This is a genomic window from Treponema bryantii (assembly GCF_900111035.1).
GTDB lineage: Bacteria > Spirochaetota > Spirochaetia > Treponematales > Treponemataceae > Treponema_D > Treponema_D bryantii_C.
Genome location: NZ_FOFU01000002.1, coordinates 348,240 through 369,358, shown reverse-complemented (window position 1 = coordinate 369,358; position 21,119 = coordinate 348,240). Strand labels below are relative to the sequence as shown.

19 protein-coding genes and 1 tRNA gene are annotated in these 21,119 nt (G+C 41.9%); 7 read left to right on the top strand and 13 right to left on the bottom strand.

The genetic code is table 11. The features are described 5' to 3' along the window. The first annotated feature begins 2 nt into the window (after positions 1–2). Positions 3–875 carry an L-serine ammonia-lyase, iron-sulfur-dependent, subunit alpha gene (sdaAA, locus tag BMY21_RS04885; RefSeq protein WP_074641436.1) on the top strand — a complete coding sequence of 291 codons (873 nt, stop codon included), beginning with the start codon at positions 3–5 and terminating at the stop codon, positions 873–875. A gap of 48 nt (positions 876–923) precedes the next feature. On the opposite strand, the gene BMY21_RS04880 is transcribed toward sdaAA, so the two are convergent. From BMY21_RS04880 to BMY21_RS04870, 3 genes are all read right to left on the bottom strand, one after another. Beyond that, a complete protein-coding gene (locus BMY21_RS04880; protein WP_074641434.1) occupies positions 924–2,738 on the bottom strand; it encodes a DUF6788 family protein in 1,815 nt (604 codons plus the stop codon). A 427-nt stretch (positions 2,739–3,165) separates the two neighbouring features. Next, positions 3,166–3,238 (bottom strand) — tRNA-Met (locus BMY21_RS04875). Positions 3,239–3,355: 117 nt separating this feature from the next. After that, the gene (locus tag BMY21_RS04870; RefSeq protein WP_074641432.1) at positions 3,356–4,048 is read right to left on the bottom strand and encodes a PrsW family glutamic-type intramembrane protease; all 693 of its coding nucleotides are present in this window, start codon (positions 4,046–4,048) and stop codon (positions 3,356–3,358) included. A gap of 94 nt (positions 4,049–4,142) precedes the next feature. Between BMY21_RS04870 and BMY21_RS04865 the strand changes: the two genes are divergently transcribed. Continuing rightward, a complete protein-coding gene (locus tag BMY21_RS04865; protein ID WP_083379687.1) occupies positions 4,143–4,724 on the top strand; it encodes a shikimate kinase in 582 nt (193 codons plus the stop codon). A gap of 6 nt (positions 4,725–4,730) precedes the next feature. Here the strand turns inward: BMY21_RS04865 and BMY21_RS04860 are convergent, their stop codons facing one another. The 4 genes from BMY21_RS04860 to BMY21_RS15645 form a co-directional block, all read right to left on the bottom strand. Then, on the bottom strand, positions 4,731–5,285 hold the full coding sequence (locus tag BMY21_RS04860; protein ID WP_074641428.1) for an FKBP-type peptidyl-prolyl cis-trans isomerase: 555 nt from the start codon (positions 5,283–5,285) through the stop codon (positions 4,731–4,733). Further along, positions 5,286–5,561 carry a NifU family protein gene (locus BMY21_RS04855; RefSeq protein WP_074641425.1) on the bottom strand — a complete coding sequence of 92 codons (276 nt, stop codon included), beginning with the start codon at positions 5,559–5,561 and terminating at the stop codon, positions 5,286–5,288. Between the two features lie 73 nt (positions 5,562–5,634). Further along, entirely contained in the window at positions 5,635–7,821 is a 2,187-nt protein-coding gene (locus BMY21_RS04850; RefSeq protein ID WP_074641423.1) for a flagellar assembly lytic transglycosylase, read from the bottom strand. 12 nt (positions 7,822–7,833) lie between these two features. Then, the gene (locus tag BMY21_RS15645) at positions 7,834–9,546 is read right to left on the bottom strand and encodes an Hsp70 family protein (RefSeq protein WP_074641421.1); all 1,713 of its coding nucleotides are present in this window, start codon (positions 9,544–9,546) and stop codon (positions 7,834–7,836) included. A 206-nt stretch (positions 9,547–9,752) separates the two neighbouring features. Between BMY21_RS15645 and rbr the strand changes: the two genes are divergently transcribed. Beyond that, entirely contained in the window at positions 9,753–10,289 is a 537-nt protein-coding gene (gene rbr, locus BMY21_RS04840; RefSeq protein WP_074641419.1) for a rubrerythrin, read from the top strand. A gap of 96 nt (positions 10,290–10,385) precedes the next feature. Here rbr and BMY21_RS04835 read toward each other — a convergent pair whose 3' ends face one another. Beyond that, the gene (locus BMY21_RS04835) at positions 10,386–11,240 is read right to left on the bottom strand and encodes a toxin-antitoxin system YwqK family antitoxin (RefSeq protein WP_074641418.1); all 855 of its coding nucleotides are present in this window, start codon (positions 11,238–11,240) and stop codon (positions 10,386–10,388) included. Between the two features lie 100 nt (positions 11,241–11,340). On the opposite strand from BMY21_RS04835, the gene BMY21_RS04830 reads away from it, so the two are divergent. Further along, positions 11,341–12,093: a uracil-DNA glycosylase family protein gene (locus BMY21_RS04830; RefSeq protein ID WP_074641416.1), complete on the top strand. Its 753-nt coding sequence runs from the start codon at positions 11,341–11,343 to the stop codon at positions 12,091–12,093. 2 nt (positions 12,094–12,095) lie between these two features. On the opposite strand, the gene BMY21_RS04825 is transcribed toward BMY21_RS04830, so the two are convergent. Then, positions 12,096–13,178 (bottom strand): MraY family glycosyltransferase, encoded by a 1,083-nt coding sequence (locus BMY21_RS04825; protein WP_083379685.1) that lies wholly within the window; start codon positions 13,176–13,178, stop codon positions 12,096–12,098. 90 nt (positions 13,179–13,268) lie between these two features. Here BMY21_RS04825 and BMY21_RS04820 point away from each other — a divergent pair, with 90 nt between their 5' ends. Both BMY21_RS04820 and BMY21_RS04815 read left to right on the top strand, forming a co-directional pair. Next, positions 13,269–14,747, top strand: coding sequence for a phytoene desaturase family protein (locus BMY21_RS04820; RefSeq protein ID WP_074641413.1), 1,479 nt, complete (start codon positions 13,269–13,271; stop codon positions 14,745–14,747). 105 nt (positions 14,748–14,852) lie between these two features. Further along, positions 14,853–15,260: a hypothetical protein gene (locus BMY21_RS04815; RefSeq protein ID WP_074641411.1), complete on the top strand. Its 408-nt coding sequence runs from the start codon at positions 14,853–14,855 to the stop codon at positions 15,258–15,260. Positions 15,261–15,265: 5 nt separating this feature from the next. Here the strand turns inward: BMY21_RS04815 and BMY21_RS04810 are convergent, their stop codons facing one another. From BMY21_RS04810 to ptsP, 4 genes are all read right to left on the bottom strand, one after another. Further along, complete coding sequence (locus BMY21_RS04810) at positions 15,266–16,555, bottom strand: small ribosomal subunit Rsm22 family protein (protein WP_083379683.1); 1,290 nt, start codon at positions 16,553–16,555, stop codon at positions 15,266–15,268. Continuing rightward, positions 16,542–16,865 carry a MerR family transcriptional regulator gene (locus BMY21_RS04805; RefSeq protein ID WP_074641409.1) on the bottom strand — a complete coding sequence of 108 codons (324 nt, stop codon included), beginning with the start codon at positions 16,863–16,865 and terminating at the stop codon, positions 16,542–16,544. Before BMY21_RS04805 ends, BMY21_RS04810 begins: the two co-directional genes overlap by 14 nt. A gap of 72 nt (positions 16,866–16,937) precedes the next feature. Continuing rightward, on the bottom strand, positions 16,938–18,503 hold the full coding sequence (der, locus tag BMY21_RS04800; RefSeq protein WP_074641408.1) for a ribosome biogenesis GTPase Der: 1,566 nt from the start codon (positions 18,501–18,503) through the stop codon (positions 16,938–16,940). 8 nt (positions 18,504–18,511) lie between these two features. Further along, on the bottom strand, positions 18,512–20,227 hold the full coding sequence (gene ptsP, locus BMY21_RS04795) for a phosphoenolpyruvate--protein phosphotransferase (protein ID WP_074641406.1): 1,716 nt from the start codon (positions 20,225–20,227) through the stop codon (positions 18,512–18,514). A 22-nt stretch (positions 20,228–20,249) separates the two neighbouring features. Here ptsP and BMY21_RS04790 point away from each other — a divergent pair, with 22 nt between their 5' ends. Then, the gene (locus BMY21_RS04790) at positions 20,250–21,107 is read left to right on the top strand and encodes a putative ABC transporter permease (RefSeq protein WP_074641404.1); all 858 of its coding nucleotides are present in this window, start codon (positions 20,250–20,252) and stop codon (positions 21,105–21,107) included. The last annotated feature ends 12 nt before the right edge of the window (positions 21,108–21,119 follow it).

The window sequence follows — 21,119 nt, the reverse complement described above, 5'->3', positions numbered from 1 at the left end:
TTATGGGATTCAACAAAATTCAGGAAATTATAAAAATTGCAGATGAGCGGGATGTACCGTTCTGGCAGGTAGTCTTAGAAGATGATTTACAGGAGCGCAATGTAAGTTACGAGGAGTCATTCGGCCGGATGCAGCGGCTGTTCGATGCAATGGTCCAGGCCGACAAAAATTATTCAGCTGATTTACGTTCTCATAGCGGGCTTAGTGGTGGTGATGGAGCAAAACTTGAAAAATTCCGTCGACAGGACAACAGGCTCATAGGAGATTTTCTTACAATGGTGATGGAAAAAGCTGTGAAAATGGCGGAATCCAATGCATGTATGAAAAGGATAGTTGCAGCACCTACAGCAGGTTCTTGCGGTGTGATTCCGGCCGTACTGCTGACGTATTATGAAAAGAAGGCTCCGGCCGTGGAAAAGGTTGTTCAGGCATTGTATGTTGCAGCAGGAATCGGCCAGGTGATTGCGAATACAGCAAGCATTTCAGGCGCAGAAGGCGGCTGTCAGGCAGAAATTGGTTCGGCCAGTAGCATGGCTGCAGGTGCATTAATCTTTCTGGAGGGTGGTACAAATGAGCAGATAGCAGATGCCGCCGCTCTTGCAATGAAAAACATGCTGGGACTAACCTGTGATCCAGTTGCAGGACTCGTAGAAGTGCCATGCATAAAACGAAACGTTTCAGGCGCCGTAAATGCCATAATAGCCAGCCAGATGGTAATGGCCGGCATAAAAAGTGCCATTACCGCCGACGAAGTTTTTGAAACCATGGGTCGTATCGGAAATCTTCTTCCCCAATGCCTCCGCGAAACCAGCCAGGACGGTCTGGCCTCAACTACAACTGCCCAAAAAGTTGTTGAAAGACTTTCATCAATTTAAAAATGGTTAGAAATAATGGTGGTAGGAAATTTTGTATAATCTGCTTTCTCATTTCAACCCTTTCAAAAACTCTTCCACATTTTTATACTCAACGCCATTTTCAAGCATCTGGGATTCTCCGCGATAGAGTACGCATTTTCGTACAACCTTGCCGAATTGAGCTTCCGTGAGAGAAATCTTTTCTTCATCATTAATATGGCGGTACTGAGCAGGAAATAGTTCCTTGCTGTGTTTGATTTCAAAAATCTCGCATTGTTTTTTTGTTTTGTCCTGAACGACCATATCAAATTCACCGGAAGCAAATTTGAGCTTAAAGACATTGCGCTTTGTACCGTAAGTGCGCTTTGTTTCCAGAAAAACAATATCTTCAAGCATTCGGCCGCGGACATCTTCTAAGATTTTCTCTGTGATAATATCGCGTAATTCTCCAGTCAAGGAGCCGAAAACTTCATCCTGCATCAGAGAATAAACAAGTACCTGAGCCTGGCAGAATCGCATTCCGCTCTGGGTAAAAATAATCCGCTCCTGCTTCTTATTGCTGATAGGAATGTTCTCTGTATAAACGATTTCAAGTAAATCCAGGGCCTTTAAGTATTCGGTAATTTCCTGAATATGAACTTCTTCGATTTCGATGGACTGTCTTTCCTTGTTGCGGATTTTCAGGATTTCCATAAGCTTTTTCGTAACATCGCTTGCATCAAAGGTATCCAGAAAATCTGTGCGCTTTGTTTCATCTTTTTCACGACGGAGAAGATCTTTTGCAGAGCCTAAATCGCTGGATTTAAAATCTCTTGTAATAACATCAACTGTAAAGGCTTGGTTCATATCTTCGATGATTCTGTTGATGGCATTTGTGAGTTCGTCTTTTTTGTACAGGTCAATCAGATTGCGGAAATGATTTCCCCTGTCATAACATTTAAGGGAATGCTGGATGTTCTGTGCAATTGCAGTGTCAATGTAACGGCGTGTAGATTCATCAGTACGGAAAGAGGCGTCAAACGCATTTGCATCGGTATCCTCAAAATTAGTTTCACCAGCCTTCAGAGTTCCGCCGTAACGGATGTACTCATCAATATCATCGATTTTTAGAAGGCGGGAATATTCGCGGAAAGGTACGAATGTTGTATGAATAGTAACTGCGCGGTCATACAGTTCTTCGTTCTGAGCAAACCAGAAGCCCAGGGAATCTGTACCAGATAAAACAATTTTCATTCCCTGAACTGCATACACATCCGAAAGAAGGGCAGCATTATCGATGAATTTTTCAATAAGTGTAATTTCATCAATAAGGACATATTTATATTTGAGTTTGTTTGCAAGCTTCAAATCTGCATTCAATTCTTCAATTGTGTTTTCTGTTGATGCTTTTATATAGATGGCTGATTTTTGTTCTTCTTCATTCATGGCAAGAACAAGCTGTTTCAGAAGGGTTGTCTTTCCGGTTCTGCGGAGACCAAAAACAAGACAAACTTTATCGGCAGCTGGGGTCTTTAAGAAATCCTGAATCTTAGAAAAACAGTCTCTTCGTTCATACTGACTTGCTGTCTGTGCCATCTTTAAAAGGGCTTCTCCAAAGAGTGCTGACATTTTGAATTCTGGTTCTGGAGTTTCTTCTTCTGTTTCTTCAGAAACGGGATCGGGCAGAGTCTTTTTTAAAGCTTTCAATTCTTTCTGAAGTTTTTTTCTTTCTTCAATCTGAGGTTTGAGAGTATTTGCTTCCTCTTCGGAAATATAGCGGCTTTTTGATTTCCCGTTTTCTTTCCATTGCTGACAGTAATATTTTTTATCGTTTATAACCTTTTCTGTAATGTATCCAATGGGAAGTTTTGCTATCTGTTCTTCTAATTCTTTAATATCTGCCATATTAAACCTCTTACATATATTTAACACCTTTTAACACCAAAAGTAAAGGTGATAATTGGTGTTAAATGTAAAAAAAAAGAGTTTTTAGTTCTGATGGATAATTTAAAACATTGCCGAACATTGCCAAGACATTGTCCAACATTGCCGGAACATTACCATAACATTGCCAAACTTATATTTTTAAGTTTATATCACAAGTTCCGTAGGCCAAAAACCTACGGCCCACGAACTTAAAGTAAGGAGTTTAAGTAAAAGTTGAATTTCAGTGAATTCAGATGAATTTTATTGAATTGCCAATTTTAGAATCTAGTGTTATATTGTAGGTAACCAAGGGCAGAATACTACTATTTTTGGTCTTATTTGTCTATCGAGGTTCAGTAATCTTCAGTTTAAAACAAAAAACCACTCATTTCTGAGTGGTCTGTTATAGCGGGGGCAGGACTCGAACCTGCGGCCTCCGGGTTATGAGCCCGACGAGCTGCCAACTGCTCTACCCCGCGTCGTATTGTTTGGGTATTATAGGTGGTTAGGCGGATATTGTCAAGGCCGAATGCGGAATTTTTGGCAAATTTTGGTGTTTTTTTACAAAAATTTGCACAAAATGTTAGAAAAGAGTGTTAATTAGTAGCGTTTTCGTCAGTTTTCAAGGATGTATATTTTATTCTGCATTCAATAATGGCCATAAGGACAACTGCAACCGAAAACCAGCGGATATCTCCCGAAAAGCCTGCAAAGAAATCATAAATTCCATGAAGCAGTACAGCGGCTATCATGCAGGAAATACGTACAGGTTTATTACGGCAGGAATAAATAAATAATCCGCAGAGTCCTGTACACATCATATGTATAACATCAGAAGTAAAGATTCTTACAGCAATCTGACCATAAAGAAGTGTTGCGCCGCGGCTGTTTGCAATCTGAAGGTGATCAAAATAATAAACAACAGATTCAAAGCAGCCCAGAGAAAGACCTGCAGTAAAGGCGAGTAGTAAATAGTTCAGACGGCCGGCCGCAGGATTATCGCAATTAGCTTCATCATAAGGTTTATGAGTAAGGGGAAGTAAAGCCAGAGTTTTTATTGCTTCTTCAACAAGGCCGTAAAGCAGGATTGATTTCAAGAGGGCGCGGACAACAGGGGAGAGTGGTAATCCGGGAATTGCAGGCATAAAGTACTGGATAAAAGAAATCGGAAGAACAGCTGCAAGGCCAAGAAGAACTGCAATCAGCTGATGTGTGAGCCTGAGCTTAAATGCAGTCGAAAAAATCACGATGGCAAGGATCAGAGGAACAAAACAAAGTGCTATACCCATGGAACTCTCCTGAATAAGCCGCGCACGGCAATTACGTTAATTAAAGAATACACGAAACCTTTAATTTTTACAATTCGCATGCTATACTGTTACTATGAGCGAAAGCATGAATAATTCGATAGTTCTTATGGGCTGTAAACATTGCGGAAAAACTACACAGGGAAAACTTCTTGCAAAGAAGCTTGGAGTTGATTTCATAGATACAGATGATGAGATTGGACGTATACGTGGAATTGATTTTCGAACTTTGTACAAAACAAAGGGCGTTGCAGAGTTTACACTTGCAGAAGAAGAAGCTTGCCGTTCAATTATGAAGGAATTTGGAAACAGTCAGATTGTAGTTTCAACTGGTGGTGGAATCTGTGATAATCCGCCGGCCCTTCAGGCTCTTCGCGATTGTGGTACTTTCGTTTTCTTGAAGCTGGATATTAAACATTCGGTTAGCCGCATTATGGCAAAAATCCAGCAGACCGAAACAGGTTCCTTTATAAATGCACCTGCCTATGTTTTGAATGAAAATCCGACATCGCTTTCTCAGATACAGGACATTCTGATGAAAAAATATCGCGATCGTTATCAGCAGTATCAGGCAATAGCTGATGTTGTTGTGGACATAAAAAATGCGCCGATAGAAGAGAATTTTAGAACTCTTATCGACGCATTGGATATTAAGTAGTATCAGTTAGTTACAGCCACAGCCGCCGCAACCACCGTCTCCACAGCTGCCACTGCCGCAGTCTCCGCCACCGCATCCACCACAACCTCCGCAGCTACCGCCGCATCCGCTTGTTGGTGTAAGTTCTTCTTCTGTTGCGTCGCGAACATTTACAACTTCGATATCAAAATTCAAAGTTTTTCCGGCAAGTTCGTGATTTCCATCAATAGTGATTTTATCGCCTTCTACCTTTGTAACGTGAACAATAGAAAGTCCCTGTGGAGTCATCATCTGGAATGGCATTCCTACAGTGATTTCGCCGTCGAACTCAAACTTATTGCGGTCAAGTTCAACAATAAGGCGCTCATCATATTCACCATAACCGTCTTTTGGCTCAATACGTGCAGAAAATTTATCGCCAGGTTCGTGACCAGCCATAAGATTTTCAAGGCCAGCAATCAGATAACCTCTTCCGTGAACATAACCGAGTGGTTCGCTTCCAACAGAAGAATCAAGCTGCTGACCAGCTTCGTCTTTAAGTGTGTAGTGGATTTCAACCCACTTGTCGTTTTCAATTTTCATTTAGAACCCCATTCCCATATCATCAAGATTCTGGGCGTTATCCTGAACAACCTCTTTAATTTCAGGGCATGCATCAATAAGGTATCTTTCAATTCCCATCTTAAGAGTCATAACAGCCATTGGACATCCACCGCAGGCACCAGTAAGATTCAGGTGAACCTTATAATCATCATCAATACAGACAAACTCCATGTCTCCGCCGTCAGCCTGAAGCTGTGGACGGAACATTTCAAGAGCTTCTTTTACAGTTTCAAGCAATTTTGGATCTTCAATCATATTAACCCCTGTATAAGGCCGCGGACGGCCGGTGTTTAATAAAGTCTACTATAAGATAATAAAAAAAACGGTACTATTCAATCAAATTCGCTGCAGTCTGCTCGAAATTATGCGGATCTTCGAGCCAGTCGTAGGCCAGGGTTGCAGAAATCAGTTTTCGACCATATTCACGGGTTTCGGCAAAAGGTACGGTCTCAAGGAAAAGATCCAGAGGCATATTGCTCTTTTTACCGAATTCAATGAGGGAACTTTGAAGCCAGCGGCGAACTCTTGTAATTCCGGCATTATATGAGAAAAATCCGAGAAGGGCAGAATCTTCGCAGCGGGAAATCAGAGTTGAAAGATAATATGTACCAAAGCGGATATTAGTTTCCGGGTCGGTGAGGGAGTAATCAGACATTTTGAAGCGGCGGGCAATGTCGCTGCCTGTAAATTCCATAAGTTGTGTAAGTCCTATGGCACCAGCTGAACTTATGACATCCGCATCAAAAAAACTTTCGCTTCGAATAAGGGCGTACATCACAGGCTCACTGATTTTATATTCTTTGCAATATTTTGAGACAAAATTTTCGTAATAATGAGGATAAACAAGTGAAAGTTCTTCTCTTGTGATTTCGCGGTTAGCAAGTCGCTGGGCGCGGGCAGCAATTCGGAGTGACTGGGTATAATAGTCCGAGGTCTCAGGAACAGCCGGATCAACACATTTTGCTAGGAAGTCTGCAAGATAGAAGTTTGTTTCTGTTGAGATTGTAGAACCCTGAGTTTTCTGCCATTCAGGATAAATCAGTTCAGGAAAGCCAAAATAAGCATAACCAAGAAGGAGATTTTCCTGTGAACGGGTATTTTCAGAAGCGGCGGGAATTTGGTGAGAATTCTGTGATTCATGAACGCTCATAGGTGAGCAGAGAACTCCTTTTAGTTCAATTGGCTTTTTATAGAGTCCCAGCCGGTATGCTGCAAGTGCCTTGTAATATAAAGAGCTTCCTCCTTGGCAGGCACGGGTAAATGCAGATATTACATCTTCATCAGTTCCTTCTGCAAGATTTTCCTGAATAAGACGGCCGTATATATAGGCAAACTGAGCGGTTGTTAAATCTGATGCGTAACCGTCAATAGCTTTATAAATCTTTCCAAATTCATTCCAGCGGCCTGCGGCGAGTAGAGCTGATACCAGCTGTTCAAAGAAATCTTCAAAATATTCGCAGTCAGACCACTCTCGGGAATATTCATCGATTGATTCAATAATAGAATCCATTGAGAAATTGAGGGAAGTGTTTAAAAGATACCACAGTGCATTATCCTTCTGGAAAGGTGTTTCGGCGGTTGCCATAGCTGATTCAAAACACTGACGGCTCTGTCTGTAAAAAATACCGGCTTTTTCATAATAACGGCCGGCATAAAACCAGAAATAGTATTCCGCTGGTGTACCGGCAAAATCCTGTGCAAGCTGGCGGAACAGTACGGCATTTTTTGTATATTCTACGCTTCCGTATAAATAGTTTTTTCCGAAATCGGAAATCAACTGAGGGACTGGTGAAAGTACTCTATCCTTAAAATATTCTGTCAGCATTGTTGAGCAGTAAATTGTATAAGAATAATTGCGTTTATAAGATTCAATCCTGTAATTCATTGCAAACTGCTGAGGTGTAAATTCCAGAGAAGCTGCCATTTCTGAATTTGGATTTTCGTATGCAGTTGTAAAGTCTGGGTGATTGTAAAAGTCGCGGTAGAACTGGTAGTGCTCGGTGGACATAGGACACTCGGTGAACCAGCGGTAGACTTCGGTTTCGTATGAAGAGTCGCCGCGGTGGCCCATTGCCTCCAGGCGGAGGCGGATTACTTCATTTTTTGCGGTGGAAAAATCCAGATTAGAGGTACACTCAATCAGTTTGTTGATTTCTCCGGAAGCAGAAAACTGGCGGGCGGCAATCAGAATCGCATCATCTCCGGGGAACTGCTTGAGCAGATTCTCGGCGGCTGTATTCTTCTCCTGGATATTTCCGAAGGTGCACAGTGCTTCGGCGCTTTTCTGCGCGATTACGGGGGTTCCTTTTTTTATGCAGCGTTTGAATTTCTCGCGGGCGGCGTTCTCATTGCCTTCCTTCAAAAGTCTTAGACCAATAAAATATTCAGTATCATCACCGAATTTTTCCTGGCCTTCAGGATGCGGCGCACCTTTACAAGATACGGCACTTAGCAGCATAAATGAAGCGAGAAAATAACTTATAAAACGACGTAAAGCAAAGGAAGTAGGGCGCATAATCTGCTGCTCCTACTCAGCTGGAATTACTATTTTAGTTCCAGAAATAATATAATCAGGATTCTTTATTCCATTGTAGCGTGCAATATACTTGTAGCGCCAAGGATTCTTATAGTAAGTATCAGCAATATCCCAGAGTGTATCACCCCATTTGATCTTGTAAGTGATATCCTTAGGCTTTTCTTCTGCAACAGGTGGCTGAGCTGGAACAACTTCTTCTGCTTTTTCAATAATGATGATTTCATCTTCTTTAGCTTCTGGAACAGCAGGCTCAGGTTCCGGTTCAGCAGTTGGAGCAGGAGAAGGCTCTGGAGCAGGCTGTTCTGCAACAGCAACTGTTGTATCAGCATTTTTTGCATTTTTCTTTGTAATAAGATTATATTTTGATGGAATAATAAACAGAATAAGAGCTGTCGCAATAATACAGATGATTGCGCAGATTATACAGATTATTACAGGAACCTTTGTCTTTTTCTTTACATCATCTTCGTCAGTCTGAGCAGGAGTGCCGCGTTCGGTTTCTTCATCATAAAGTCCGTCAAAGTTCAAGCCACCGGCAGCAGGAGTTTCTGTGTCAAAAGTAGGGTCTTTCATATCATCCTCTGTATTAAAGAAGTCATCCGGGAAATCCGAATTCTCAGTTTCATTTTCAGTTCCAAAATCAACATCGGTTGAATCAGAAGTATCATCAGGAATGTCAAAATCCATATCAGGCAATCCTGAATCTTCTTCTATAAAATCTTCATCTGAATCCGAAGTTACAGTTTCGTCAGACGTTATTGTTTCATCAGAAATAATTGTATCGTCTGATGTATCAGCAGCAAATGTTTCATCTGATGTATCTTCCACTATCGTCTCATCAGTAGCGGTGTCATCTGGAAGATCAAAGTCCATATCCGGTAAACTGCTGTCTTCAGTAACCAGAGTTTCGTCAGAGTTCTCTTCTGGAATATCAAAGTTCATGTCTGGGAGACCGGCATCTTCAGTGGTTTCGGCTTCTACGACATCTTCGCTGAACTCTGCATCCTCAACAACTTCGTCGGCATTTTCCTCAATTATCGGTTCTTCAGCTTCAGCAGCCGGCTCCTCAACTGATTCATCAACAATTTCTTCAGCAGTCTCTTCAATCACCGGCTCTTCAACTGCAGTTTCATCCAGAGAAAAATCAGACTCTTCAATAGTATCTTCTGCATCAACAGTTTCATCAGTTGCGACATCCTCGACTACTTCTTCAGTCTCAGTTTCCTCTGTTTCATCCGAGTTCTTCATTGCCATTGCCGCAGCTGCTGCAAGAAGTCCACCAGCCGCTACTGCACCGGCAACCTTAGCGCCTTTTCCAACAGATTCTTCCGAATCGTTAATATCATAATCATCAGTAATAAGACGCTCTTCCAGAGTGCGGGAAACAAGAGTGATAGTTGTATTGCTTTCGTTACCAGTTTCAGGGTCAACAATCTTTGCAGAAAGCTGGTTATCTTCGTCGAGAGAAATACTGAATTTAATATCAGTCTCACCATTAGGGCGGGCAGTTAAATTTTCAATCTGGAGGGAATCAACATATTCGGCATCATCCATAGAACAGGTTGCAGAACGATAGAGGTCAACCATAACCTTAGTCTGATTATTATGCGCCGTTGTAAGCTCAAGTTTCTTTTCTGAAGGAGTATTATCCTCCAGAACAGGATAAAAGGAGCCGTCTGCAAGTTTGATACCAATAGTTTTCATAAAAATCCTCTCTAAAATATCGGCAAAATACCCACCATATTATATGGTAAAACATCTGTCCTCAGTTTTCAAGTGCTGTTTTCTAAATTATTTCTATGGATATAACACTTTTTTCATTTACTTATGCGGGTTTTCAGATTATATTTGAAGAAATATATTTATTCAATTTTGGTCGTACGCGACCATATCAAAGGAGCTCAGAAAATATGAACATTAAGGGAACACAAACAGAAAAAAATCTGCAGACGGCTTTTGCTGGCGAATCACAGGCCCGCAATAAGTATACATATTTTGCAAGTCAGGCTAAAAAAGAAGGATATGAGCAGATTGCTGCCATTTTCCTTGAGACTGCAGAAAACGAAAAAGAGCATGCAAAAATGTGGTATAAATTGCTCAATGGTGGAATTGGAACAACTCCAGAGAACCTTGCAGCAGCTGCAGACGGTGAAAACTACGAATGGACAGATATGTACGATGGTTTTGCTAAAACAGCACGCGAAGAAGGCTTTGAAGCAATTGCTAAGATGTTCGAAGGTGTTGCAGCAATCGAAAAGCATCATGAAGAGCGCTACCGCAAGCTCCTTAAGAATATTGAAGACAAACTTGTATTCTCAAGCGAAGGTGATGCAATCTGGCAGTGCCGCAACTGTGGTCACATCGTAATTGGAAAAGAAGCTCCAAAGGTATGCCCAGTTTGTGCACATCCTCAGGCTTATTTCCAGATTGAAGCACAGAACTATTAATAGACATCAGATATAAAAAGGCCGGGCACTAAAAAAATGCCCGGCCTTTTTTATGTGGTTTAGATACGTCTTTCAGACTACTCAACCACCATATTACTATTTTGCATCGGCAGCTGAACCGTTATATTCATAGTTGTATTCAGACATAGCAACCAGTTCATTTACAGTTGTACCGAACTTTTCTGCAACATCATATTCAGAAACCTTATTTACGTTTCCTTTTGCATCATATTTAATCAGAGTTCTCTTGATAACCTGCTTATCAGAATTATAAGTAGTGATTTCATTCAAAGCACCGTTTGCACCATAGCGGAAAACTAAAGAAGTCTGTTTTCCTGCAAAGGCATCAAGCATAGCTGCAGAATCAATAGCACCAGCTTCAGTATAGTTATATTCAGTTTTTTCGCTGAGAGAACCGTCTGGATTATATTCATTTACAGAAATAACGCGGTTATTGTCATCATACTTGTAAATAGTCTTCCAGATTAAAGCCCCTTCGCCATCATAGCTTGATTCATCTGTAAGAAGGTTATTGTCATAAGTATAAATTGTACGTGCGCGGAGGTTACCCTTTCTGTCATATTCAGAAGCATCTGTTTTAAGACCATTCTTATAGGTAAAACTGTTTTTCCATACGATTTCTCCATCAGCACTTGTACAAAGCTGTTCTGCAAGATTTCCAGCTGAATCGTAAGTAGAAGAAATAGTATTGATTACAGCATCTTTTGGAGTTAATTCAGAAGATGAAGCTTCTTTTCCGTTTGAATCAAAAATGTGTGTAATCTTTAAGCTTGGAGTTCTGTATAAGGTTCCGAATCTTGTTGCAATTGAGAAGTTAGTTTCGGTATAGGCTTTTACGTTTCCAGTAATTGGAGCGTATTTGAAGATATCTGCTGCAAAAAGCGAGAGGCTAAGACCTGCAGTAAGGGCAAATGCGAGAAGTTTTTTCATAGTTCCTCCAGATAATATGTATAATTGGATATTTGCTAATGCAATGTTTATATTCTATACTATAATTCTTGAAAAGTAAAAAGAAAAAGGTAAATCAGAAATGACAGAAGAGCAGTGGAAGTATTTTTGTGATTTTAACAAGGAATTTAAGCAGAAGATAGAAGAATGGAAAGCTTCTGCTCCAGAACTTACCCGCTTACAGCAGGAAGCAGCCCGTATTGCAAAAACTCCAGACTATCCTTTTGAAACTACAGTAGTATATAATCGCTCACTTGACGATATTACACCAGAAGATGATATCAAGCTTATAGTGATTGGTGATAATCCTGGAAAAGACGAGCAGCTTGCCAAAAATAACCGCTATCTTGTTGGGCAGGCAGGGAAAATTGCTGAAGGTTACTTCCGTCGTAATTCAGAGCTTGGAGTTGATTTCCGCAAGAACGTCATAATTCTAAATAAAACACCGGTGCACAGTGCAAAAACCGCCCAACTCAAAACAATTTCAAAACAGGGTGGCCCGTCAATTGCAGAACTTATAAAAGAATCTCAAATCTGGATGGCAGAAAAAACTGCTGCTCTTCATGCGGCACTTGGCACGGAACTCTGGCTTGTTGGCTATTCTGAACTGAAAGAAAAGGGAATGTTCTGTCAGTACCGCGATACACTAAGGAATGCGCTTGCAGAAAATCCGGCTGCCTGGAACAGAGTTTATGTTTTTCAGCATTTTTCAATGAATCGATTTCCGATTGATCTTACTGACTTTATAAAGGCTAATAAAAAAGAAAACGCCCCGCTGGAATCTAATATTCACGAGCTGGGCGTTCTTCATAGAAAAGAAATATTTTCTATATAATTTTATTCTGTCTTTTCAGAATCCTCATTTTCTGAAGCTTTCTGTTCTTCGAGAGCTTCTTTTTTCTGTTTAATAATAATGGCGCGGTTTGTGTAATGTACAAAACTGAAGAACAGAGTTACAAAAGCTGTTGATTCAATCAGAAGTGCCATACCACGTCTTGCACCGAGGAAATATGAAATAATTACAGAAGTACACAAAAGAATCTGAAGGAAGCAGAGCAGATACAAAGCGCTCTTTTTTGTATATCCCATATTCAGAAGCTTGTGATGAAGATGAGAACGATCAGGAGACATAATAGGTCTCTTATCGCGTAAACGTCTCCAGATTGCGGCAATTGTGTCGAAAACCGGGAAAGCTGTAATCACAATCATAATAAGGAATTTATTGAATTCAAATACGTCGTTTGATTCAAAAAGCGGGAATACAGAAATCATAAAGCCAAGGAACTGGCTTCCTGCGTCTCCCATAAAAAGTTTAGCTGGCGGCCAGTTAAAGCAGAGGAATCCGAATACTGCAGCGGCAAGAATGAAGCAGAGAATAAACTCTGGATTTCCTGTCAGCATATAGAGAACTCCAAGAGTAATAATTGCAGAAATAGAGAAACTTCCGCAAAGACCGTCCAAGCCATCAATCAGATTGTATGCATTGATTACGCCGAGAATCCATCCAAAGGTAAGAATTAAACTTACAGGAGTAGGAAGTACCCATGAGAAAATCTGCTTAAAGCGGAAACCGTTAAAAACAACAACAGAAACTGCTATAAGCTGGACAATAAGCTTTGCGAGTGCAGGAAGTGTAAGAAGATCATCAAGTACGGCAAAAATAAATACAATAGTTCCAGCTATCATAATAGGAAGAATCTTATTAAGATTGCTGACATCATTGATAGACAAAAAAACTACTGAAGCAATTATAAATGAAAGGAAAATTCCAACTCCACCGAGACGAGGTATGTTTCCTGAATGAATCTTTCTGGCATTCTGATAATCATATAAACTAAATTTCTTACAAATTTTAAGGATTATTGGCATAGAGATGATTGATAAAATGCCAGCCAGAGCTATATATATACTTTGAGACATATCATGGGAATTATATAGTAACGACCCTAAAAGTCAAGTATACAAAAATAGGTTGCTTTAATAAGATTTGATATGATAAAATCCAATTATATGTATAAGGTTGTTGTTATTGGAGCGGGAATTTCCGGTCTTTCTGCAGGAATTTATGCTGCCCGTTCAGGTTTTGACGTTACTATTCTGGAACAGCACAATATCCCAGGTGGACTTTCTACCAGCTGGAGTCGTAAGGGATATTATTTTGAAGGCGGAATGCACTGGCTTACTGGTTCTAGTCCGAAAATGCCATTAAACCGCATCTGGCATGAAACCGGTGCCCTTCAGGATAATAATCCTATTGAATTACGCGATCCGATTTATAATTTAATAGATGAGAACGGAAAAATTTTGAGTCTTTATCGTGATATTTCACAGATGCAGAAGGCTCTTATTGAATATGCCCCTGAAGACAAGCACATGATTAAAAAGATGTGTCGTGCCGTAAAGGATTTTACGAACTTTCATCTGCCTGTTCTTGATGTGCGTGGCTGTAAGTGCAAAACTCCGGCTCCTATCAATCCTATGGAGTTTATCAAAATGGTTCCGGCTATTCTGCGCGTGCCATATCTGATGAATGTAAGCTATGCTGAATATCTTGCAAAGTTTAAGAATAAAAATCTGCGCCATCTTTTGAGCAGCGTAATCGGCTATAGATATAATGCACTTTCCTTCATATATACACTCGGTTCGTTTGCCTGTGGTGATTGCGGATATCCAGACGGCGGTTCAATCAGAATGGCAAATAATATGCTCGAAACCTATAAGGCTCTTGGCGGAAAAATTGAATTCCGTACAAAGGCAGAAAATGTAAAGGTTGAAGATTATGAGGTACGCGGGGTTGTAACAAACAAGGGTGAGTTTGAGGCTGATGCTGTTATTGTCACTCAGGATGCTCGTGCTGCCGTAGACTGTCTTTTTGATACTATGATTGATGAGCCTTGGGTAAATACAATGCGTCATGAGGCTGTTACAGAACAGAATATGTTTATTGGCCTTGGTGTTAAAGCTGATTTGTCACGTCTTCCGTACTGCTGCGTATTTCCTCTTGAAAAGCCTTTTGAATATGCGGGCTGTAAATGGACAGAATTGCGAATTTATAATTATGCGGCTTATAAAGAGCATTCTCCGGAGGGTGGAACAACTCTTACCTGTCTATTGATTGGAGATTGTTACTATTTCTGGAAAGCTGCAAAGGCTGACGGGACTTATAAAGAGAAAAAGAAGGAATTAGGCGAGCTTTTTGTAAAAGAACTGTCGCAGTTTATTCCTGAGGTAGCTTCTGCTTTTGAAGTGATTGATGTGGCTACACCTTGTACTTACGAACGCTATACCGGCTCTTATGAAGGCAGCTGGATGAGCGTATGGGAAAAGGGCGGAAAGCAGAGAAATTATCCTCAGACTCTGGATTCAATCTGGGGTGTGTACTTTGCTGGCCAGCGCATTCAGATGCCTGGAGGACTTCCAATAGCAGTTTATACCGGAAGACTTGCCGTTCAGCATTTATGCCGGGATACAGGCATTGAGTTTGTGTAATTTTATTGAAAATCCTAAAAACTGTGATAAAATAATATTATAAGCACAAAAACGTTTTCGAAGAGAGTTAAACAAAAAAACTAACCCAATGAAAGGAGTGATTTTATGGGAAAAAAGAGTAGCTTACCACTTATTTATTTAATTGGTATGGCATTGGTTGCAATTGGATTCTTCTGTCCAATGTTTAAGGGTCTGTTCGGTTCTTCAGCAAATGGATTTGATTTTATCAAAAATGCTAAAGAGGGCGGATTTGTTGCAATTGGCTCTATTTTGATTATTGCAGGAGCAATCGCAGGTATTGTTGCTTGTTTTGTTCCACAGCTCAAAGGCCTTAAATTGATTTTTGCTCTTTGTGTTCTTGCAGGTGCAATTATTCTTATCATCGGCTTCATGACAAGCGGTGGAATTTATAAGGCAATTGGTAAGCAGCTTCTTAAGAGAGCAATGGTTGGCTTCTACATGGTAGTAGCAGGTATTGTACTCGGAGTTTGCGGCGCAGTTACTGGCAAATAATCTACCTAAATCTCTATAATTACGGCACCGGATTTTTCGTCCTTTGGAAGAGAATCCGGTGTTTTTATTTTAACCTGAATAAGGTCGCCTGATTGCGGACGGAAAGGTGGCTTTGGAAGTCGCTTGTTATTTTCGTCCGGCAGTTTGATGAGGGCAAGTCCGAACTGTGTACAGGCATAGTAACCGCACATGTAGTTTGGCAGGCGGAGCTTGTCTGAGGCGATGCGGATCGAGGTTTCGGTAGATACGGTGGTTGAGCCTGTCGAAACTACCGCAGATGTCGCTGCTTCAACAGCAATAAAACTCAGTGTAGCTCTTTCCTTCGGCAGTTTAGCGGCAACAGAAAGTTTCTGAAGTTTAGCCGGTGCATCTTCTGTACTGAAGGCAAAATTACACCATTTATTTTTACTTCCTGTATAAGCTTTAAAGCCACTCATAGGACATTCTTCTGCATGAGGACAAGGAGCTGCGATAGTACGGCCGTCTTTTATAAAGCGTGTGCGGAGCAGACTTAGAGTGCGCGCTGCTTTTGGAACACCAGGTTCTACAAGGAGAACTCCGGCATCTTTTTCGCAGTAACGCTGAATCTGTTCGTAATACTTCTTTGTCTGGAACTCAGGCGGCATGTCGCTTGCCTGGTCGAGCTCATTAAACATATTTGCACAGGTCAAAAAGCCTGCCTTCTGTTTGATTGCAGTACCGAAAGCACCTTTTACGCGTACAATGTGCCACGGTTCTTCTCCTGTACGGGCTGCTACAGAGAGGAAAATATCTTCACCAAGAGCCATGGAGTTAGCAGAGACGTCGAGACAGTACCATGTGAGCTTTAGTTTTCTGAGTTCAGGTCGTGCAAGCCAGAGAGCAGTAACTACTGTGAGAGGGCCGCTGCCGAGGTCAAGACAGGTACAGTCTGTGGTAGGGAAAACTATGGCCGGAATATTAGCAAAAAGTCTGGTGAGTCGCACAAGGTTCCACCAGGTGTAATAGCGTACATAAGAACTCAGCTGAATATTGTCGTTCATATAACCAAGACGGCGGCTTGCGCGGTCGTCTGTAAGCTGATGAGAAAGATTTCTGATATTTTCCGGCAGCTGCTGGAGCTGACGGCTATTTAAAGGACGAACTCCCTGAATAATTTCGTCAAAGGAATTGAGAATAGAAACAGTTTCGCGGGTAAGCGCGCTTGTGTCGAAGAGAGACGAATGGATTGCTTCGTCGCTGCGCTCCTCGCAATGACGTGTGTTTAGGTGTGCCTCGTGATGACGTGGTTTTGTGTTCTTATTATTGTTCTTCATTGTTCTTCTTTACTTTAAGGTACGTTTCTGTAAGAAGCTGTCGGCAGTCGCGGATCTGGCTGATGAGGTCGGCGTTGTCCTGAACGGCCTGGGCTTCTTCGATAATCTGGCGGCCGGCACCTTCGGCTGTGAACTTCTTTTCGGTTATCAGATATTTGAGGCGAAGAATAAGGTCTACTTCGCGCTGTGAGTAGAGACGGCGGCCGGACATATCTTTTCTTGGGGTGAAGCCTGGAACGACTTCTTCCCAATAGCGGAGAACATGGGCTTTTACACCCGTCAGGTCTTCTATCTGGCCGATTGTGTACATAAATCTCTTTCCTTCCCAGTCATGGTAAAGCTAAAAATTGCTTTCGCAATTTTTTTAACGCTTTGCTATTTATCACCGGCCGCCAGCGGCCTTCCTCACTTCCCACTTCTGGCGGCTGCCTTTGAACTCTACCTGAACCGGAATCATGTCGTAACCGAGGTCTTCACGGATTCGGTTCTTGAGGTAAGTAACATAAGGCTCAGGAACAACTTCCGGTCTTGTTGCAAAAATAATGAACGAAACCGGGTTTACACTCTGCTGAGTCATATAGCGGATCTTAAAGTGTGCAGTCTTACTTGCTGGCGGCGGATATCTCTCCAGCCAGTCCTGAAGGGCATTGTTCAAAGATGATGTTCCAATCTTCTTTGTAAGCTGACCATACATTTCAATTGCAGTGTTAAGCAAATCTTTTACGCCTTTGCCCTCAAGTGCGCTAAGAGGAAGAATAGGTGCAAAATCCATATGAGCAAACATGATGTTCATCCATTCGCGAACAGATTTAATTGCCTTATTGTCCTGCTCTTCGCGTAAATCCCATTTATTCAAAACAAAGATGATTCCACGGCCCTTTTCAAAGGCAAGCGAACAGATTTTCTTGTCCTGTTCTGCAAGACCTTCCACCGCATCAATCATCAGAAATACAACATCACACTCGTCCAGGGTTTTTATGGCGCGGTTTACAGAGTAATACTCGACGTCATCATGAACCTTCGCCTTACGGCGAATACCCGCAGTATCAAGTACTTTGAAGCGGCGGCCGGCATACTCAAATTCACCTTCCACAACGTCGCGGGTTGTGCCTGCATAATCGCAGACAATCGAGTTCTCACTGTGAGTCAGGCGGTTACTGAGAGTAGACTTACCGGTATTTGGTTTTCCGAGAATTGCAATCTTAATAGGACGGTCCGAGCTGAGCACCTGAACTTTACTGAAGTCACAGCGCGAAGTAATTGCGTCTGCGAGGTCACTGATATGGTCACCGTGCTCTGCCGAAATCAGCATAAGTTCGTTGAAACCGTACTTAGCGTAGTTCCAGGCCTCTGCTTCGTTCTTTCCGCCTTCAGTTTTATTTACTGCAGCAATCAGCTTGTTCCAGTAAGGGCGCATTTTTATGATGAACTCTTCGTCTTCACCGGTAATCTCGCCTGCATCAAGCAGAAGAATCACAACATCGGCGCGGTCAATCATATCGAGGGAGCGCTCAACAACGTAGTCGTCGAGTTCGGCTTCTTTTGTACCGATGTCGCGGGTAAGTTTATATCCGCCGGTATCTACGAGGTGAACAGGTTTTCCGTTAATAATTGCAGTTGCTTCAACAGGGTCGCGGGTAACACCTGGCTGATCGTTTACAATAGCCACGCGGTGATGTAAAAAGCGGTTGAAGAGAGTTGATTTTCCAACGTTAGGGCGGCCGGCAATTACAACGAGAGGAAGTCCGTCATATTCGGCATCTTCAGGATCTGTGTCGCCGGTAGCGGTAACCGTGCCGTCCGGAGCTATGGTAATTCCGTTTACAGCGCCAGGAGTAATGAAATCAGATTCTTCGGCGCCGGCCTTTTCTGCGGCCTTCTGTTTTTTTTCTTCCAACGCCTCTTCTTTTGGACGTGAGAAGTCAGGTTTATTCTTTTTCTTTGCCATGTTTTTCCCTAGAGGTTATTTAAGTGTTTAGCCGAAATTGCTTCGAGTTCGGCGATTGTGAATCTTGAAAGCAGTTCCTTTGTACTTGAAATCAGCTTTGGACTCATACTCAGGTTTCTGATACCCATACCCGCAAGCACCATCACACTGTCCTGTCGGCCTGCCATTTCACCGCAGACTGCCAGAGGAATATTGTTTTCTTTTGCGGAACGAACCGTCATTTCAATAAGGCGCAGAACTGCAAGACTGAACTCGTTGTAAAGTCCGCTTACATGCTGATTTTCGCGGTCAATTCCGAGAGTATACTGTGTAAGGTCATTTGTACCAAGACTGAAGAAGTCACTTACCTTGCTCAAACAGTCAGAAATCAGGGCTGCTGCGGCTGTCTCTATCATAATTCCAACCGGAGTGTCTTCCTGGAACGGAATTTTCTCACTGGTAAGCTCCTGCTTTACAACATTTACGAGTTCAAGACACTCTTTTACCTGATCAACGCTTGTGATAAGCGGGAACATGATTTCGAGATTTCCGTAAACGCTGGCACGGTACAAAGCGCGAAGCTGGGTTTTCAGAATATTGGGATATTCAAGACTGAGGCGAACGGCGCGAAGTCCCATCAGAGGGTTCTTTTCTTCGATGGCCGGCAAATCAACTGAGTTAATCAGCTTATCACCACCGGCATCAAGGGTACGAATAGTAACAGGCTTATCACCCATAATCTGAAGAACGCTCTTATATGCTTCAAACTGAGTCTGTTCACTGAAAGAACGAGCTGCCGCATTAAGCGAAGCTCCGCTCTGTGCCATGTAAAGGAACTCAGTGCGGAAAAGTCCGATTCCATCAGCACCTTCAGCAAGGGCAATTTCAGCTTCTTCAGGAGTACCAATGTTTGCGTAGAGCTTAAAGCGGGTACCGTCTTTTGTTACGGCCGGCTTGCTCAGGAACGAGCGCAGACTAAGCTTTCTCTGGTATTCCTCGCGGATTTTTGCCTTATATTCTTCTATTGTATTACGGTCAGGACTAACGAGGATTTCAGCGTCCTTACCGTCAATAATTACAGTTTCACCGTTGCGAACCTTTTTGCTGATTTCTTCAAGACCGACAACAGTTGGAATGCCGTAGTTGCGGGCAAGAATAACCACATGCGAAGAAACACCACCTTCACTAAGGGCAAGTCCGGCAATCTTTCTTTTACTAAGGATGATTGTATCAGCAGAACTCAGGGATGTTGCCAGAATTACCGAGCCGTCTGGAACGCTGTTGATATCAAAAGGATGAATGTCGAGCATTTCGTCGAGGACACGGCCAAATACATCTGTAATATCCTGGGCACGTTCAGAAAGATAATAGTTTCCGGCCTGACGAAGCTTTGCAGCATATTCTTCAGCCTTAAACTGAACAGTATATTCTATATTAAAGAGTTGATTTTCATAAAAGTCGCGGACTTCCTGCTTAAAAACCGGGTCCTCAAGCATAAGGATGTAGGTCTCAAAAACCTCGCGCTGAGCACGGTCACGTTCACTGGTTTTGGAAAGAGAATCCAGATGCTCAGAAAGGCTCAGAGTGACTGTCTGAACAGCAGCTTCAAAACGAGACCAGCCTCTGTTTATCTGATCAATATTGATGTGATGCTGCGGAATAGCACGTTTTACCGGGTCTGGAATTACAAAAGCTGTACCAATTCCGGTTCCGTCGGCCGCAGGGATTCCGAGAAATACTTCCATAAATTTGAATTATAATAGAAAAATGATTATATTTAAAGATATGAATATGATGCCCGTTTACGAGTTGCCTTTTAAGGCCGCTTTTTTGATTTTTATTATGTTCAGTATGGTTGGCTGGATTTCCGAAGTTCTCTATGTAGGAATCTTTCATGAGCATAAATTCGTAAACCGCGGATTTTTGTATGGGCCTCTGTGTCCGGTCTATGGTTTTGGCGGCATTGTAATTCTTCTGCTACCTGCAAAATTGTATTCTACCTGGATACCTCTGTTTTTTGCCTCTATGATTTTATGCACTATAGTTGAATATTTTGTAAGCTGGTTTATGGAAAAAATGTTTCATACACGCTGGTGGGATTATTCACACTATAAATTCAATATTAATGGAAGAATTTGTCTTTTGAACTCAGTTCTCTTCGGATTCCTTGGGCTTGGAGTAATCCGCTTTGTCTATCCTCAGATGCTTCATTTCCTTACCTGGCTTGGTGATTTTGTCGTTATGATTTCGGCAGATGCAATTGGAGTATTTCTTACTATAGATATCTTCCTTACTGTTCGTAAACTTGTTGATTTCAGTGCCACAATGGAAAAAATCAAGGTATTCGGCGAAAGCTTGCGCGATCATTATGGTAACGAGACCTGGTTCCGCAGTGAAAATATTGAAGAAATGCTTGCTTCTGTTAAGGAATATGCTGCAATCAGTAAAGATCAGATCAGCCAGAGTATCCTCGATAAAATTGACCGTATTCAGAATGCCCGTCATGCAGCAGCTGAAAGCTTTATGGCTCACTTCCCTACAATGAAGAGTATCCAGTATAAGGATGAGCTGGAACATCTGAAATCTCATGTAAAAGCTCGTATTAAGGCACACCTTAAAAAATAGGAACGTCATGCA

Excerpts from the sequence above, each read along its gene's own strand:
- sdaAA (WP_074641436.1), top strand. The coding sequence starts at position 3 with ATGGGATTCAACAAAATTCAGGAAATTATAAAAATTGCAGATGAGCGG.
- BMY21_RS04880 (WP_074641434.1), bottom strand. The coding sequence starts at position 2,738 with ATGGCAGATATTAAAGAATTAGAAGAACAGATAGCAAAACTTCCCATT.
- BMY21_RS04870 (WP_074641432.1), bottom strand. The coding sequence starts at position 4,048 with ATGGGTATAGCACTTTGTTTTGTTCCTCTGATCCTTGCCATCGTGATT.
- BMY21_RS04865 (WP_083379687.1), top strand. The coding sequence starts at position 4,143 with ATGAGCGAAAGCATGAATAATTCGATAGTTCTTATGGGCTGTAAACAT.
- BMY21_RS04860 (WP_074641428.1), bottom strand. The coding sequence starts at position 5,285 with ATGAAAATTGAAAACGACAAGTGGGTTGAAATCCACTACACACTTAAA.
- BMY21_RS04855 (WP_074641425.1), bottom strand. The coding sequence starts at position 5,561 with ATGATTGAAGATCCAAAATTGCTTGAAACTGTAAAAGAAGCTCTTGAA.
- BMY21_RS04850 (WP_074641423.1), bottom strand. The coding sequence starts at position 7,821 with ATGCGCCCTACTTCCTTTGCTTTACGTCGTTTTATAAGTTATTTTCTC.
- BMY21_RS15645 (WP_074641421.1), bottom strand. The coding sequence starts at position 9,546 with ATGAAAACTATTGGTATCAAACTTGCAGACGGCTCCTTTTATCCTGTT.
- rbr (WP_074641419.1), top strand. The coding sequence starts at position 9,753 with ATGAACATTAAGGGAACACAAACAGAAAAAAATCTGCAGACGGCTTTT.
- BMY21_RS04835 (WP_074641418.1), bottom strand. The coding sequence starts at position 11,240 with ATGAAAAAACTTCTCGCATTTGCCCTTACTGCAGGTCTTAGCCTCTCG.
- BMY21_RS04830 (WP_074641416.1), top strand. The coding sequence starts at position 11,341 with ATGACAGAAGAGCAGTGGAAGTATTTTTGTGATTTTAACAAGGAATTT.
- BMY21_RS04825 (WP_083379685.1), bottom strand. The coding sequence starts at position 13,178 with ATGTCTCAAAGTATATATATAGCTCTGGCTGGCATTTTATCAATCATC.
- BMY21_RS04820 (WP_074641413.1), top strand. The coding sequence starts at position 13,269 with ATGTATAAGGTTGTTGTTATTGGAGCGGGAATTTCCGGTCTTTCTGCA.
- BMY21_RS04815 (WP_074641411.1), top strand. The coding sequence starts at position 14,853 with ATGGGAAAAAAGAGTAGCTTACCACTTATTTATTTAATTGGTATGGCA.
- BMY21_RS04810 (WP_083379683.1), bottom strand. The coding sequence starts at position 16,555 with ATGAAGAACAATAATAAGAACACAAAACCACGTCATCACGAGGCACAC.
- BMY21_RS04805 (WP_074641409.1), bottom strand. The coding sequence starts at position 16,865 with ATGTACACAATCGGCCAGATAGAAGACCTGACGGGTGTAAAAGCCCAT.
- der (WP_074641408.1), bottom strand. The coding sequence starts at position 18,503 with ATGGCAAAGAAAAAGAATAAACCTGACTTCTCACGTCCAAAAGAAGAG.
- ptsP (WP_074641406.1), bottom strand. The coding sequence starts at position 20,227 with ATGGAAGTATTTCTCGGAATCCCTGCGGCCGACGGAACCGGAATTGGT.
- BMY21_RS04790 (WP_074641404.1), top strand. The coding sequence starts at position 20,250 with ATGATTATATTTAAAGATATGAATATGATGCCCGTTTACGAGTTGCCT.